This is a genomic window from Clostridium sp. CM036 (assembly GCF_055081135.1).
On sequence record NZ_CM143652.1, the window covers coordinates 3,232,889 to 3,248,827 of the forward strand.

General features: G+C 30.4%; 18 protein-coding genes. 13 read left to right on the top strand and 5 right to left on the bottom strand.

The window, feature by feature from the left end:
* Nucleotides 1-19 precede the first annotated feature (19 nt).
* The 5 genes from ACWJKE_RS15330 to ACWJKE_RS15350 all read right to left on the bottom strand — a co-directional run bounded on the left by ACWJKE_RS15330 (nucleotide 20) and on the right by ACWJKE_RS15350 (nucleotide 3,831).
* Nucleotides 20-901 carry an IS3 family transposase gene (locus ACWJKE_RS15330; RefSeq protein WP_462959350.1) on the bottom strand — a complete coding sequence of 294 codons (882 nt, stop codon included), beginning with the start codon at nucleotides 899-901 and terminating at the stop codon, nucleotides 20-22.
* The gene (locus ACWJKE_RS15335) at nucleotides 856-1,392 is read right to left on the bottom strand and encodes a transposase (RefSeq protein WP_462958831.1); all 537 of its coding nucleotides are present in this window, start codon (nucleotides 1,390-1,392) and stop codon (nucleotides 856-858) included. The genes ACWJKE_RS15330 and ACWJKE_RS15335 overlap by 46 nt, the downstream gene beginning before the upstream one ends.
* A 356-nt stretch (nucleotides 1,393-1,748) precedes the next feature.
* Nucleotides 1,749-1,886, bottom strand: coding sequence for a hypothetical protein (locus tag ACWJKE_RS15340; protein ID WP_220319849.1), 138 nt, complete (start codon nucleotides 1,884-1,886; stop codon nucleotides 1,749-1,751).
* 803 nt (nucleotides 1,887-2,689) lie between these two features.
* Nucleotides 2,690-3,124: a hypothetical protein gene (locus ACWJKE_RS15345; RefSeq protein ID WP_462958939.1), complete on the bottom strand. Its 435-nt coding sequence runs from the start codon at nucleotides 3,122-3,124 to the stop codon at nucleotides 2,690-2,692.
* Between the two features lie 182 nt (nucleotides 3,125-3,306).
* Nucleotides 3,307-3,831 (bottom strand): hypothetical protein, encoded by a 525-nt coding sequence (locus tag ACWJKE_RS15350; protein ID WP_462958940.1) that lies wholly within the window; start codon nucleotides 3,829-3,831, stop codon nucleotides 3,307-3,309.
* A gap of 404 nt (nucleotides 3,832-4,235) precedes the next feature.
* Between ACWJKE_RS15350 and ACWJKE_RS15355 the strand changes: the two genes are divergently transcribed.
* The 13 genes from ACWJKE_RS15355 to rfbA all read left to right on the top strand — a co-directional run bounded on the left by ACWJKE_RS15355 (nucleotide 4,236) and on the right by rfbA (nucleotide 15,921).
* A complete protein-coding gene (locus tag ACWJKE_RS15355; RefSeq protein WP_462958941.1) occupies nucleotides 4,236-4,409 on the top strand; it encodes a hypothetical protein in 174 nt (57 codons plus the stop codon).
* A 184-nt stretch (nucleotides 4,410-4,593) separates the two neighbouring features.
* On the top strand, nucleotides 4,594-4,983 hold the full coding sequence (locus ACWJKE_RS15360; protein ID WP_462958942.1) for an RNA polymerase sigma factor: 390 nt from the start codon (nucleotides 4,594-4,596) through the stop codon (nucleotides 4,981-4,983).
* A gap of 113 nt (nucleotides 4,984-5,096) precedes the next feature.
* Entirely contained in the window at nucleotides 5,097-5,564 is a 468-nt protein-coding gene (locus tag ACWJKE_RS15365; RefSeq protein ID WP_462958943.1) for a hypothetical protein, read from the top strand.
* Between the two features lie 66 nt (nucleotides 5,565-5,630).
* A complete protein-coding gene (locus ACWJKE_RS15370; protein WP_462958944.1) occupies nucleotides 5,631-6,284 on the top strand; it encodes a DnaD domain-containing protein in 654 nt (217 codons plus the stop codon).
* Between the two features lie 53 nt (nucleotides 6,285-6,337).
* Nucleotides 6,338-6,871, top strand: coding sequence for a sigma-70 family RNA polymerase sigma factor (locus ACWJKE_RS15375; RefSeq protein ID WP_216302567.1), 534 nt, complete (start codon nucleotides 6,338-6,340; stop codon nucleotides 6,869-6,871).
* A gap of 231 nt (nucleotides 6,872-7,102) precedes the next feature.
* Nucleotides 7,103-8,476 carry a hypothetical protein gene (locus ACWJKE_RS15380; RefSeq protein WP_462958945.1) on the top strand — a complete coding sequence of 458 codons (1,374 nt, stop codon included), beginning with the start codon at nucleotides 7,103-7,105 and terminating at the stop codon, nucleotides 8,474-8,476.
* A 547-nt stretch (nucleotides 8,477-9,023) separates the two neighbouring features.
* A complete protein-coding gene (locus tag ACWJKE_RS15385) occupies nucleotides 9,024-9,695 on the top strand; it encodes a sugar transferase (RefSeq protein ID WP_462958946.1) in 672 nt (223 codons plus the stop codon).
* A 36-nt stretch (nucleotides 9,696-9,731) separates the two neighbouring features.
* Nucleotides 9,732-10,778, top strand: coding sequence for a mannose-1-phosphate guanylyltransferase (locus ACWJKE_RS15390; RefSeq protein WP_462958947.1), 1,047 nt, complete (start codon nucleotides 9,732-9,734; stop codon nucleotides 10,776-10,778).
* 92 nt (nucleotides 10,779-10,870) lie between these two features.
* Nucleotides 10,871-11,704 (top strand): dTDP-4-dehydrorhamnose reductase, encoded by an 834-nt coding sequence (gene rfbD, locus ACWJKE_RS15395; RefSeq protein WP_462958948.1) that lies wholly within the window; start codon nucleotides 10,871-10,873, stop codon nucleotides 11,702-11,704.
* Between the two features lie 48 nt (nucleotides 11,705-11,752).
* Nucleotides 11,753-12,973 (top strand): O-antigen polysaccharide polymerase Wzy, encoded by a 1,221-nt coding sequence (wzy, locus tag ACWJKE_RS15400; RefSeq protein WP_462958949.1) that lies wholly within the window; start codon nucleotides 11,753-11,755, stop codon nucleotides 12,971-12,973.
* Nucleotides 12,974-13,392: 419 nt separating this feature from the next.
* Nucleotides 13,393-14,058, top strand: coding sequence for a sugar transferase (locus ACWJKE_RS15405; RefSeq protein WP_462958950.1), 666 nt, complete (start codon nucleotides 13,393-13,395; stop codon nucleotides 14,056-14,058).
* Between the two features lie 48 nt (nucleotides 14,059-14,106).
* Complete coding sequence (locus ACWJKE_RS15410) at nucleotides 14,107-14,985, top strand: glycosyltransferase family 2 protein (protein ID WP_462958951.1); 879 nt, start codon at nucleotides 14,107-14,109, stop codon at nucleotides 14,983-14,985.
* Between the two features lie 30 nt (nucleotides 14,986-15,015).
* On the top strand, nucleotides 15,016-15,921 hold the full coding sequence (rfbA, locus tag ACWJKE_RS15415) for a glucose-1-phosphate thymidylyltransferase RfbA (protein WP_462958952.1): 906 nt from the start codon (nucleotides 15,016-15,018) through the stop codon (nucleotides 15,919-15,921).
* The last annotated feature ends 18 nt before the right edge of the window (nucleotides 15,922-15,939 follow it).

Below are 15,939 nucleotides of genomic sequence, written 5' to 3' on the forward strand. Positions count from 1 at the left end.
AATGTAACTGCTGGTCCTTTTACGCTACTGATTTTCTATAATTAACTGGACTTAACCAATTCAAACTTTGTTTGATTCGATCATTGTTATAGTATTTGATATAATCGATTAATTCCATCTTTATTTCTTCCATTGATGTAAATTCCCTTATATACAATAGCTCAGTTTTTAAAATACTAAAAAAGTTTTCTACTACTGCATTATCATGACAGGTTGCTTTACGTGACATACTTTGTTGAATTCCTTTTGCTATTAATTTATTTCGATATGATTTTTGTTGATATTGCCATCCCTGATCCGAATGCAAAATAAGTCTCGTGTTATCGGGTATTTTTCTAAAAGCCTCTTCCAATGTATGATTAATTTGCATCATATTTGCATGGTCATTAAGATCATAACTAATAATTTCACGATTATATAAATCCAGAATTACTGATACGTATGTTTTTTGCCCACAAAATGAAATTTCACTGATATCCGTTACCCATTTCTGATTAGGTTTGTCCGCTTTAAAATTCCTGTTTAATATGTTAGGTGCGATTTTCCCAACATCACCCTTATAAGAGTTATATTTCTTCATTCTTACACAACAAAACAGTCCCAGAGAATTCATTAATTTTAGTACCGTCTTATGATTAATTATATATCCGAGTTTGTGTAACTCCGCTGTAATACGTCTGTAACCATATGTTTTTTTATTTTTATCAAAGAGTTCTATAATCTTTTGCTTTATTTTTTTATACTTATCTAGTCTGTTCATTCGTTTTATATAATAATAGTAAACACTGTGTGGAATTTGTGCTATATCTAAAAGCAGCGTGATTGTGTATTTATGCCTTAATTCATAGATTACTGTTACCTTTTCTTTGGTGTTTGCCTGGATTGAATTAAGGCATTCAATTTTTTTGTGTAATCTAGCTCCGCACGAAGACGCTCGTTTTCATTGTAAAGAGCCTTCTCCGTTTTTGTTTGTAAATCGCTTAGTTTTAAGTTTTTACAAGTGCTGATTATATTCTTTATAGGTTCTCCTTTTTTTCGGCCACGATGATCTATAGCTAAAAATTCTTTGCCATTTTCAATATAGAGTTTTTTCCATCTAAGAACTAAAGATTCATTAAGATTATATTTAGAACATATCTCATGTTTTGAAAGACCACTATTTATTAATTCTTCTGCAACCTTTATTCGAAAGTCACCTGTATATTTATTCCGTTTTCCATTACGAGGTATAAGTGCATCGTCGCCATGTAACTCCTGAATTTTTTCCCATCCTCGTATTGTTTGGGGAGCGACATCATATTTTCTTGCTAGAGCATTGCGTGAGCCATTATTAGCTTTCTTCCATTCATCAAGTATTTCTAAACGCTTTTCAAGTGTGTATTTTACTTTCAAAAAAAATCACCCCTTATATAAACAATTATAATACTTTGTCCAATAAAAGGGGAGCAGTTCAAAGTAGACAGATTAAAAAATAAAAATCTGTCTACTTTAAGGGGAGCATTTTTGTGTCTAGAAGGACTATATATATATATAGGAAGAAAAGTCAGGAAGACCAAGGAATAAAGAGCTTTCAATAGAGCAAAAGTATAACGTCAGAAAAACTACAAGTATAGGTACCAACATCAATTGTAGCTATACTTGGTAGATATATAATAACTCCAGATATATTTGACATATTAGATAATACGAGGCCTGGTAAAGGTACGTATTTAAGTGTTTAAGATATTTACTAAGACAAAAGGCCTAAGTTAATTATTTTTACATTTATACTCGTTATGGTTAATATCTCGCATTACAGGAGTATCCTTACCTGCTGCATGCATTAAGCTACCTAATAAAATATACATAATAGATAATATAATTGAAATAATTATAAATTTAAGCATAAAGACTACATCCTCCCCTATTAATAATAATTAATATATTTTTTTCATTTAGAATTATATAGATTATATGTTTTAATGTTAGCAAATATTCTACTATATATATTCTTCTTTCTAAATTATATCCAAATAAGATGTTAATAAACAAAAGATACTCAAAGGCATTAGCAACAAAGTTTGTCCTATTTCACTTCCAAACGCTATTAGCAACCAACAAACGGGTTCCTTTGTTCATCCATTTGTTGGAAAGGGGTCGTGTCAGACGCCTAGTTTATGGGAATGTGAAGCTAGGCGAAGATGGGACAGCTGATGAGGATTAAAGGTAAAGAAGTTTGGTTGAAAAGATGACAAATTTTTAAAAAAAATAGAAACAAAAAAACTTGGCGGTAGCCATGTGAGGGAATCACAAAATATATAGAGGTGTATATTTTGTGGTTTTTTCGGTGGGAAGCGTGGGTTTCACGACATTAACAGAATTCACATTGAAGATAGATAAAGGGTATTTACTTTTAGCATAGACATGTTATAAGAGAATTAAGAATTGGTGAGAGGATATCACCAAATAAACATTTAGATTTTACACCTGATGATATAAAAACGTTTCTTGAGAAACTTAGGAAATTAGTCATTTATGGTAAATATATAAATTTAAAAAATGAAAAAAGAAAAGAGAACATGGATTTCATAGAAGATTATAAAATTAATACACAAAAAGAAAAAGAAATTCTATTAGGTCTTCAATATAATGTCGTTAAACCCATAGGATAACTTGCGGTAATCTCCTATGGATAGTAAATACCTAAAAACTAATAATAGTTTAAATGTATAACATTCTCAAAGTCGTTTCCATATAGAAAAACAAAAGTTTTAGGTACATATATGAACACTAATTTTCTATCATCTTTTACTTCGGGTGTAACAACTACGGACCAATTTGAAGCATCACCATGTTCTGAAACATTTGTATTAACTCCGTTATCAGCATAAGGTGTAAAATGGGTAGCACTTTTAGGAACCCAAAAGAATACACGGTAATGGGGCCAGTGATCCTTTCCTATAATATAATCATAATGTGGTGTTCCTCGTTTCTCATTTGATGTTTCATTATCTAGTGTTATATTTGTAGCAATAACATTTTGGTTATTAGTTAGAGGTAGAAAAATATAAAATAATAATGTTATCAACGACAACATCACAATTAGTAATGAATTTTTTTTAGAGGCCAATAATAACATCTCCATAATTTCTCATAATTTATCCTTAGTATTCTACAAAAGTCATTCTTATATACAGAGGTTCAACATAAATAACAGCACAGTTCATTTTGTCTTCACTGAATATATATGCATCTACCATGTTTTGTGTGGAGGTTTGGGTTATGTATTCAGAATATAAAAAAAGCTCTCCAGATAGGAGAGCTTTTCTATATGATAAATTTATTTATAAAATCATCAACTACAAGAATGGTATCAGATGTATTAATATTCTTGATATTTATTTTAATTTTTTCATTGCTAAAAATTAAAGTTTTGTTTGTTTCAGAGGTTGTTTCTTCTTTAATTAAATAGCCTGTTATATAGTTGCTGTTTTTAAGATAGCTATGTAGGTATATGCTTTCTTCATATAAATCTATAATAATAATGCCATGATTAATCACATCAATGTGTTTTTTTACTTCTCCATCAATAACAGTATATTTTTGTAAAGGAGTTAAACTCCCATCCTGGGTATAGCCCTTATATAAGAAGTAACTATTTTTTACCTCACTGCTAAATCCATCAGAGATTATTAAGTTTAATCTACTGTCCAGTTTTTTTAAATAATCATTGCTAAGTAAATATGATTCAATGTTTTTGCAATCTTTAAGTTGTTTGTTAACTTTAGAAGTAAAAAGAAATTTTTTAAAAAAATCAAATTTTGCATACTGATATACAGTTTGTTCACTCACGTTAATTCGCCCCTATCATTTATATTATGCAAAAGTATAAATAAATCTTTACTTTAAAATTGCATAAAATCCTATATATATTTATATATTGACTTATTTTTCATATAAAAATACATTTTCCGAGTATTATTTTATAATTATTATTATACAATTCACATAATTTTATGTCAATCAAATTTGCGACCTTGTAGAGATAATTCAAGTTCAATCTCTTTCTACTGGAATAAATACAAAATTAAGTAAACAGTTACAAAAAATGCTTGACGAATATACATTCGTAGTATAACATTAATATTAGGGTAACAATATGGGGGGAGATTAAAATGCATGTGTTTAAGAAGTAATGAAATTAATTTATGAGAAATGGGTATTAAAAATATAAATAATTACGAGGGGGATATATTATGACCGAGCAAGTTAGATGTCCGATTTGTAGGAGAAGATTATTTGATATAGAGGGAGATGCAACAGGAGTAATAGATATAAAGTGCATTCAGTGTAAACAAATTGCACAGATGAGATTAGACAAGCCAAATTACAATAACCTAAAAAAACTAGATTCATGTTTTTCGAGCTAAAAGGAGTCTAAAAGAACTACCTAAGAGCCGAACAATTGCTTTTAACAAAGCTTTTGTACGGCTCTTATTTTTTTTATTCAAAGTGCCGGATGATTGCTAATAAAAGCAATTATTCGGCTATTTTTTTTTGTTCTTTTAAGAGATCCTATCTGAATTTTAAAAAGATTAAAGGAGAGATGTAATAGTGGTCATTAAGTATGAATTTGTAACAGGAGAAATAGCAGAGATTGAGTTATCAAAGGATATTGCTGAGATTGCAATAGAAATTGGAAGAGAAACTTATAACAATGAACGAAGAGAAACACGTAGACACAATTCATTAGAGAAGAAGAATGAACAAGGGTTTCAATTTGAAGATAAGAGTGTAGCTGTTGATATCATAGTTGAAAAAAAAGAAACAAGTAAAGCATTACATAATGCTTTGGAAAAACTATTGCCGCAGCAGAAGGTATTAGTACAAAAGGTGTTTTTTCAAGATATATCAATTACTCAAATCGCTCGTGCTGAAGGAGTGAATGAAGCATCTATAAGAACCCGTCTTAAAAAGATTTATAAAAAACTTAAAAATATTTAATATTAGGGGACTCGGATTTGCAATTCTCGTGGCTATTATATATAGGGCTTAATTAAAAGGTGTTAATAGTGTAGATTTGCAGGGACACTAAATATATTAAGGAGGATTAAATAATGGCTAAATACAGACAGATTTATACAGAATTTTGGAGTGATAGCTTTGTGTTTGAACTTACACCAGAGGAAAAATACTTTTATTTATATCTTATTTCAAATACCAAAACAACGCAGTGTGGTATTTATGAAATATCAAAAAAATTTATAGCTACAGAAACTGGGTACAACAGAGATACTGTAGATAAGCTAATTAAAAGATTCTGTGAGTATAACAAAATATTATACTGTGATGATACGAAAGAGATTATGCTGTTAAATTGGATGAAATACAACGTACCTAACAATATAAACGCTATTAAATGTGTTCATCACGAGTTATCCAGGGTTAAAAATAAAGAATTTCTTGAAATTTTATTTGAAAAATGTGATGTAGCTCAATTAGATGTAGCGAAAATTTTCGAGAACCTCATTATAGAGGAATCTTTTGATATTAATTTTACTGATTATAGAACTTCTGTAAATTGATACTTAGAAAAAGTGGACAATCATCCCATAAATCTTACTTTAGAAAGAAGCTCTGATGTAATTCCCATGGAAAATATAGAAGACCAAGATAATAATGATTTTCTGAAAAAGGAAGAAATTCAGGAGCCACGTGAATTCATAATTAACAAGGATATTAGTAGGGGCTTACAAGGCCCTTATAAGGGGCTACCAAGTAATAGAATAAGAAGTAATAAAGAAGAATTAATAAATAAAGAACAAGAATTAAGGAATAAAGAAGAAGAAGCAGTGACTAAAGAAGAAGCATTAACTAAAGAAGAAGCATTAACTAAGGAAGAAGCAATAGTCATAAAATATAGAAACAATTCTGCTGCTGATGGTGAGGGCTTAAAAAGTGTACTTAAGGTATTTGAAGAAAATGTACATGCTATCACACCTTTGGTGTATGAAAAAATATTAGATTTTGCAAAGCAGGTAAGTAGCAAAGTTATCATTATGGCTATTGATGAGGCTGTAGAATATAATGCTAAAACTATAAAGTACATCACTAAAGTACTCAATAGCTGGATAAGTAAAGGCATAAAAACTGCTGAGCAGGTAAAATTCTATCAAAAACAGTGGGCTAGTAAAAAGAGTGGACGCCCAAGCCATAATGTGAAAAATGGTGGCTTCTGCGACTATGAGCAAAGAACATATGATTTCGATCTTCTAGAAAAACAGCTATTAGGACAAGCATACTGATTAGTTATCTTTTAATATTCTCTATAAAAAATTTAAAAGGCGGTGTTTTTATTATGGAAAAACTAGTTGAAAAGGCTAAGAATAAAGAGAGTGGAGCTACAGAAGCGATAATAGAAAAATTCAAATATCTCATATTCAAGGAATCTTCAAGGTATCACATTCCAGGTTATGAACTAGAAGATTTAGTGCAGCATGGTTACCTTTCTGTTATAAAAGCCATAGACATGTATAAGCTAGGCAGCAACAGCTTTAACGGCTACTGCATAAATTCTATAAGAATGAACTTTAAAGCCCTTCTAAAAGGGCAGATAAAGCATTTTAGAGAAGTTCCAAACAATGAAATGCTAGATTTTGATACTGCAGGAAATTATGAATTTACTTTAGAGGATGAAGTAATTGGCTATGATGAAGTGAAAAAATTATATGCAGCTCTTGAAACGCTTGAGCCATTAGAGCGAAAAATGCTAGAGAGATATTATATTTTAGGAGATTCAATAGGAGAAATAGCCTGTGATAGCGATAAAAGCTACCATCAATTTGCAAGAATTAAGAAAAAAGCATTACAAAAACTCAAAGCACTTATGTAGCTCTAGAGGAGATGATTTAACTGGCAAGAAAGATGCTAAGATAGGAAGATTGTCCAACCTGATGAGGAACAAATGAAAAACAGATTAGGTAATAGAAGTGATAACACTGGAGTGTTTGTCGATATTTGCAATGCGAAAATTAAAGGATTACGACAAGTAATAGGGAAGTAGATTAAATTGATATATTAATAAGGGATAATTTTATATAACAAATTTAGGGGGACATGATTAGTGAAGCGGAGAACTAGAACTGAAATGAGAAAGAAAAGGAAAATGAGAACGAGAATAGTAGTAATAACGGTATTAACAGCGGTGGTAGGGTTAAGTACTAGTGCGTGGGCAATTGCAAGTAAAGCGAAAGGGCCAGTTAAAAGCGAGGTTCCTCTTTCAAGCCAAAAGAAAGTAAGAGAAGTAACGCTTACAGCATCAGTTGCTAATCCAACGAGTACAAAGGCAACAATTAGTAAGAAACAGTTGATATCTAAAGAGAAAATCGATGAACTAGTAATTGAAAAGGCTAAAAAGGACGAATTAGCCAAGGAAGCAGAGGCGCAAGCGAAGGTGCTAGCAAAGCAAGAAGAGGTTGCTAGACTGGAAAAAATAGCAGTAGATAAAGCGGAAAAAGGAGAAGCTGATAAAGCAAAAGCTAGCAAATTGGCGCAAGTATCTGCAAATAAAGCTAAACAAGAAGAAATTGATAGGATAGCCGCTGAGAGAGCAGATGCGCCTAAACAGGCTAGAATAGCAGAAAATTACAAAATAGCGAAAGCATCATTTGACAAAGCAGAAGAAGTAAAGGCTGCTAATTTAGCTAAAACAGAGTTGGACAGGCTTACTAAAGTAGAAACAGATAGAATAGCTAAAGTGAAAGCTGATAGCATAGCCAAAATAGAAACTGATAGGATAGCAAAAGTAAAGACAGATGAAATAGCTAAAAAGGCAGAAGGTAATATAACTAAAGGGGATAGTACAACTAAAGGAGATAGTACAACTAAAGGAGATAGTACAACTAAAGAAAAAGCGGATAAGGTTGCTAAAATAGAGGCGGATAGAATAGCTAAAATAGAAGCAGTAAGACTTGCTAAAATAAAAGCAGACAGGTTGGCTAAAGAAGAAGTGGCAAGACTTGCTAAAATAGAAGTGGATAGAATTGCGGCAGCGGAAGGTTCAAATCAAACAGCGCTTGAAGCTAGGATTGCAAACTATTTAAACTCTTCAACTAATGTTACTAATGTACTGAACAGGGCTGTGGCATTACATGGTGGAAGTACTTCGAATAATTGCGTTTATTTCTCAAGTGAAGTAATGAGAAGAATGGGAGTATCTATTCCACTAGAAACATGTAACACAAGGCAGTATTTAAGTTACCTAAATGCACGTGGATGGGAGTCTAATTGGAATATTAAAAAGCTTACACCAGGAAGTATTTGTTTTACAACTAATGATGGCGGAGGATATCCAACACATACATTTGTATTTATGGGATGGGCTAATAGTAATTATACTTTGGCATATGTTGCAGACAACCAAGGTAGCGAGGCTCATGTACGAGATATGCGTGCAACTTATTCAACAGATAAGTTTGCCTACTTTATGCATAATTAGTCAATGAAATAAATGGACAAATAAAAGAGGAAAGAATAATTAAAATTATTCTTTCCTCTTTTATTTGATTTTAAAGCTGAAAATTATAAATACATATATCTTTAAGTAACAAGTTGAATATAATATAAAGAGGATAGTTCAACTTAGCGATAAAAAATGATGTAAATACCATTAAATTTGTTATATAATAAAAAAAGGAAACATTTTGTAAATATTATGATATACTAAATTGTAAATAAAAATAAATTAAAATGTATTAAATTGTATTAAAATGTATATTTAATAAATTATTTAATAGCATAAAATAAGTTAAAAAAAGCAAGTATACTCCAATACATATAAGTAATAAAATTAAAAAAAATGTCATATTTGGTCGATAAATGCACTGAATTATAAAATTTAAAATTTGACGTAAAATCTTCGAAATTATATAATAAATCTGTGTAACTTTGTAGAAATTAGTAAAATAGAAATTTTAGATATTGTTATAAATGTGGGGCGAAGTAGAGCGCAGGAGTCTTATAATATAGTAATAGGGGGGATACAAATGGAAGAATTAGAAACGGATATGAGGGAGACACAGGTAAAGATTACTAGTGAGTATGAAAAAAATGCAGGATATTTTATAATCAAAAGAATAACTGATATTATAGGTGCTTTATGTGGGATTTTATTACTTAGTCCAGTGATGGTTGTTGTTGCTATTTGGATTAAGATAGATTCAAAGGGGCCTGTCTTTTTTGGACACAAAAGATTGGGTATGAATGGCGAATTTATAAAAGTTTATAAATTTAGAACCATGCTGCCCAATGCTGAAGAATTGCTAAAGAAATTGACACCAAAACAAGAAATAGAATTTGCAAAAAGTTTTAAACTTGAAAATGACCCAAGAATAACTAAACTTGGACAATTTCTAAGGAAATCAAGTTTAGATGAATTACCTCAATTATTAAATATTTTAAAAGGTAATATGTCCATTGTTGGACCTAGACCTATAATAGAAAGAGAAATTGAGAACTATGGAATATATGGGGACAAACTATTAAGTGTAAAGCCAGGTCTTACAGGTAATTGGCAAGCAAGTGGTAGAAGTGATACCACTTATGATGAAAGAGTACAACTCGATATGGAATATATAGATTATAGGGGTGTTTGGGTGGATTTAAAAATCATTTTTAAGACTTTTGGAGCTGTGGTTAGGAAACAAGGGGCGAGATAAAGATAAAAAATATTAGACTAAGAAGGGGATAAAGAAATGTTATGTGCACTTATAATGGCTGGGGGTAAAGGAACAAGATTTTGGCCGTTATCCACAGAGGAAAAGCCGAAACAATTCTTAAAACTTTTAGGTGAAGATACAATGCTTCAAATGACTGTTAACAGGTTACAAAAACTTGTTCCAATAGAAAGAGTATTTATAGTAACGGGTAAATGTTATGTAGGCCTTGTAAAGGAGCAATTACCCAAATTACCTTTGAGTAATATAATCATAGAGCCTGTAGGAAAAAATACAGCTCCATGTATAGCTTTATCGGCCTTTCATATAAATAAAATATATAAAGATGCAACTATAGCAGTTCTTCCATCTGATCATTTAATAAAGGATGAAGATAAATTCTTAGAGATATTAAGTTCTGGAGATGAATTCGTTTCAAAAAATGAGCAATCAATAGTAACTATAGGTTTGAAACCAGACAGACCAGAAACCAGTTATGGATACATAAATTTTGGCGATACAAATTGTACAATAAATGGCTATGAAGTTAGAAGTGTTAATAGATTTGTAGAAAAACCTAATTTTGAAAAAGCTAAAGAGTATTTGGAAGATGGGCATTTTCTTTGGAATGGTGGAATGTTTATATGGAAAGCTGCTAATATACTTAGGCTTACAAGTCTTCATTTAGAAAATACTTTTGATGTACTAAGTGAAATTGCAGCTACTAGTGAAGAAAATTATGAAAGAGTTTTAGAAGAGAAGTACAATGAAGTAGATAGTGTATCTGTAGATTATGCAATAATGGAGAAAGCTGATGATATATATGTTATTCCAGGGGAATTTGGATGGGATGATGTGGGGAGCTGGAGTGCTATTGAAAGGTATCAACGTAAAGATGATTTTAATAATGTGTGTTTAGGTAATGTGAAGAATATTGAGGCTAATAATAATATAGTGGTTAGTAGTAATAAACCCATCGTATTAGTTGGAATTGATAATATGTTTATAGTTGAAAGTGATGATATGATATTTATTGGAAAAAGAGAAGGTATGGAAAACATAAGAGAGCTCAAACCGAAAATTTAATAATAAGAAACATATATGAAGGTATTATTCTAGCAGTGGGGAGCAGCAACTAGACTGTATCCTGTATCTAGCTATAAAGAGGAGAATGAATTATGAAGATATTAATCACAGGAGCTAATGGTCAGCTAGGTCGCGAACTAGCTAACCAATATAAAGGGAAAAAAGGCATTGATTTAATACTTACGGATGTATCAGATTTAGATATAGCAAGCGTAGATCAAGTATATAGTGTTGTAAATAAAAATAAACCAGATGTGATTATTAACTGTGCTGCACTTACGGCTGTTGATAAATGTGAGACTGAAATAGATATGGCATATAAGATAAATACAATAGGACCTAAAAACTTAGCAGCAGCTGCAAATGAAATTGGAGCAGAAATTGTTCAAGTATCAACAGACTATGTTTTTGCTGGCGATGTAAATCAATCACTAACAGAGTTTGATTGTGTAAATCCACAAACTATCTATGGAAAGACAAAGCTTGAGGGAGAAATATTAGTTAAGAATCACAATCCTAAGCATTATATAATTAGAACTGCATGGCTTTACGGAGATGGAAATAATTTTGTAAAGACTATGATAAATTTAAGCAAAACTAATAAGACATTAAAAGTAGTTAATGACCAAAGAGGAACTCCTACAAGTACAGTTGATTTAGCTAGAGTTATAATAAAACTCGTAGAAGATAAGAATTATGGACTTTTTCATGGTACATGTAAAGGTGAATGTACCTGGTATGAATTCACTAAAGAAATATTTAGACTTAAAGGAATTGATACAGAAGTTTTGCCTTGCACAACTGATGAATTTCCAAGACCAGCAAAAAGACCTGAATATTCAGTGCTTAGAAATTATATGTTGGAATTAACTACTGGTGATATAACTAGGACTTGGCAGGAAGCGATCAGCGAATATTTAAAATAAATTAGTAACTTAAATAAAAGTGCATAATGCAAGTAAGGGAAGGTAAACATGATTATAATATTTTTAATATCTATCATATTTTTGATTTTCATAGCTAAAATAAAGAAAATTTCGGTTGTTTCTATATATTGGTTCTATATTTTATTAACCTTTTTATATAATGGCGTAACGTATTTTAATATAGTACACAATAAAGACTTTTACTTTTCTTTGGATAATAATATAAAGTTGCTAAATCATCAATTATTAATAGCAGCATTGTGTAATGTAGTTTTTGCATTAGTCTTTTTCAAATTTTATAAACAAATTGAATACGAAGATAAAAATGAAAATATAATTAATACGAAAAAAAAGAATATATTTATTTTCATATATATAATTGTTTTTTTTATAGCAGTATATTTTACAAGAAAATACGGATGGAACCAAGTATCGCATAATTTCATAAAAGAAAATGCTACTGCGTATAGTCTTACCGCATATTTAAAGTATGTTTTTATATCAATGTATTTATTCTATTTGTATAAATACGGAGTTAGTAAAACATTAGGAGTATTGCTTATTTTGCAAGTGATTATTATGTATTTTGATGGTGCTAGGACTACCTTTTTCTCTATAGCAGTTAGTACTATTTGTATTTATGATCTGCAATTTAGTGAAAAAAGATTAAAAACTTTATTAATAGGAATAATATCACTTTTTCTAATAGTTTCCGCAAGGTCCGTAATTATGAAGGGAACATTTAAGGAGAATTTTGCTGGTTCTATTAATATAGAAGCTCAAGTAGGATCTTATATGGTACGGCAATCCTTACATATTGAGAATTTAAATCCAAGTTATACATATGGAAAAACTTATATTGTAGACCCTGTTATATATTTTATAGACCCTATTACTAGACCTTTCTTGAAAAAACCATTAAGAGACTATTTATATTTTGATAAGTGGCAAAAAGATAATGCTATACATCTTTCCGAAGCTTATGCTCCAATGGGTGGATTTTATTATATTGCAGAAGCAGTAACAACATTCCCTTACATAGGCGCAGAAATTATAACATTTATATATGCATTTGTGTGTGTCTATATGGAAAACAATAAAAACAAACGCAGAGGTCAATATATTTTATATTTAGCATTAGCTCCTTTATTTATAAAATCCACGTTTAGTAATTTTTTTACTATCAGCTGTGTAATGATTATATTATTTTATGGTTGGAATTTTATTGATAACAAATTTTTATCTGAAAATAAGAAATTAAGCAGCTAGTGATTTTATTATATTTACTAGCTTTACAGTGCCTTTTGTTTATTCATAAGGTGCTGTTTTTTTCGGTTCAGCTTTTTAATATTATTAATATTTTAATGAATTGTATTATAATCAATAAATTGACATTGATTAACAAAAAAAGCTTTTAAAAACCATTTTTTAAAGAAGTTTTGTATAAATGTGTTAAAATGTTTGAAGTTTTATAGTAAAAATGATAAAATATGTTTGATTGTAAATAATTATTACATAATTTTCAGGGAAATAGTTTAGGGATGTTTAAAGGTTTATAAATTTGTGAATTAGTTTAATAATAGTGTTAAACGTTAATGTAAGGTATAAAAATATTATTATAATGCTTGAAAATAATTAATCAAATTAATAAAATGATATTTTAAGAATTAGGTAGGGGGGGGAAGTAAATGGAACAATTAAACATAGACAATGTTGAAATAGCTTCAAATGTTATGCTAACAGAAAGACCAATATATGAAGCTCTGAAAAGATGCTTTGATATTATTAGTTCATTAATTGCTATTATAGTATTTTTACCATTATTTTTAGTCCTTGGGATTATAGTTAAGCTAGATTCACCAGGACCAGTGTTTTTTGGACACATAAGACTAGGCCAAAATGGCAAGAAGATAAAAGTGTACAAGTTTAGGACTATGGTAAGTAATGCAGAAGAAATATTAAAAAATATGTCGGCAGATATGAAACAAGAATTTGAGGAAAATTTCAAGTTTGACAATGACACTAGAATAACAAAATTGGGTAGGTTCTTAAGGAAGTCAAGCTTAGACGAGCTTCCACAGCTTCTAAATATTTTAATTGGAAATATGTCTGTTGTTGGGCCTAGACCTATTGTAGAAAAAGAAATCAAAAAATATGGAATTTACGGAGAAAAGCTATTAACAATTAAACCAGGCTTAACTGGGAATTGGCAAGCAGGTGGTAGAAGTGATACTACCTACGAAGAAAGAGTCCATTTAGATATGGAATACATAGATGAAAGAAGTTTTTTGATGGATATAAAAATTATTTTAAAAACAGTTTTTGTAGTATTTAAAAAAGAAGGGGCAATATAAAGTTTTATTGTCTCATTAAAATATCAAAAGATAAATGAGGGACAGCGTATGGATTTGTCAATAGTTATAGTAAGTTATAATACGGTAGATTTATTAAGGGATTGTTTAAGTTCCGTAATTCAGAATACTGAAAACATAGAATATGAAATATGGGTAGTAGACAACCAATCAAAAGATGGCAGCTCGGACATGGTAGAAAGTGAATTTGCACAAGTAAAGCTCATCCGTAACAGCATTAATGGTGGCTTTTCACAGGCTAATAATTTAGCCATAAGACAATGCAGGTCGAGCAAGTATGTTTTAATTTTAAATCCTGATACTATTGTACCAAAAGGTACATTAGTGGAATGCGTTGACTTTATGGAAAAGGATAAAGAGATTGGATGCCTTGGATGTAAAGTGGTAAAAGTTAATGGCACTTTAGATAAAGCATGCAAAAGAGGGTTCCCGTCTCCATGGAACTCTTTATGCTATCTTATGAAGCTAGACAAGCTATTTCCAAATAATAAAAAATTTGGAGGATATAATGCTACATTTATACATGAGGATGAAGAAAGTGAAATTGATTCTTTAGTTGGAGCGTTTATGATGCTACGCAAGGAAGCCATTGAGCAGGTTGGGCTTCTTGATGAAACCTTTTTTATGTATGGAGAGGACATTGATTGGTGTTATAGAATAAAACAAGCAGGGTGGAAAAACTATTATCATCCTAAGGTAAGAATAGTTCATTATAAAGGTGAAAGCAGTAAGAAGCAAAGCACAAGAATGATAGGCGAATTTCACAAATCAATGTTTATATTCTATAATAAACATTATAAAAATAAATACAATGCAATTGTCAATTTACTAACATATTTGGGTATCTACTCAAAATGGGGATTAAGTTTAACAATGAATGCTACTAAAAAGGAAAAAAAGGTTTTCTAGGATTATAATTAAAATTTAGGAGGAACAAAGATGAAAGGAATAATATTAGCTGGAGGATCTGGAACTAGGCTTTATCCTATAACTAAAGCTGTGTCTAAACAAATATTACCTATATATGACAAACCAATGATATATTACCCATTATCAGTGTTAATGCTAACAGGAATTAAGGATATATTAATTATATCAACACCAAGAGATACAAGTACTTTTGAAATTTTACTTGGGGATGGAAGTCAATTAGGACTTAATATACAATATGCAGTGCAAGAAGAACCAAAAGGACTTGCTGATGCATTTATAATTGGAGAAGAATTTATAGGTGATGATAGAGTTGCATTAGTACTTGGCGATAATATTTTTCATGGATATGGATTTAGTGAAAGATTAGAAAAAGCTGCATCAAGAGAAGTAGGTGCAACTATATTCGGATACCATGTTAGTAACCCAATAGAATTTGGTGTAGTAGAATTCGATGAAGATAACAATGTAGTATCTATAGAAGAGAAACCTAAAAATCCAAAATCAAATTATGCAGTTCCAGGACTGTATTTTTATGATAATGATGTAGTGGAAATAGCGAATAATGTTAAACCATCTGCTAGAGGCGAAATAGAAATTACTGCGGTAAATAATGAATATCTAAGACGTGGAAAACTAAAGGTTGAACTATTTGGACGTGGAATGGCATGGCTGGATACTGGAACTCATAGAGGGTTACTTGAAGCCTCTAATTTTGTTGAGGCTATTCAAACAAGGCAAGGGCTGTATGTTGCCTGTTTGGAAGAAATTGCTTATAGAAAAGGGTTTATAGATAGGCAACAATTGATAAAGCTTGCGGAACCGTTATTCAAAGTGGAATATGGCAAATATCTATTAAATATAGCTGATGAATATAAGGATGTTTATAAAGAAGCAGCAGCTTCAATAGAATAAAAGCTTAAGATTTGATTG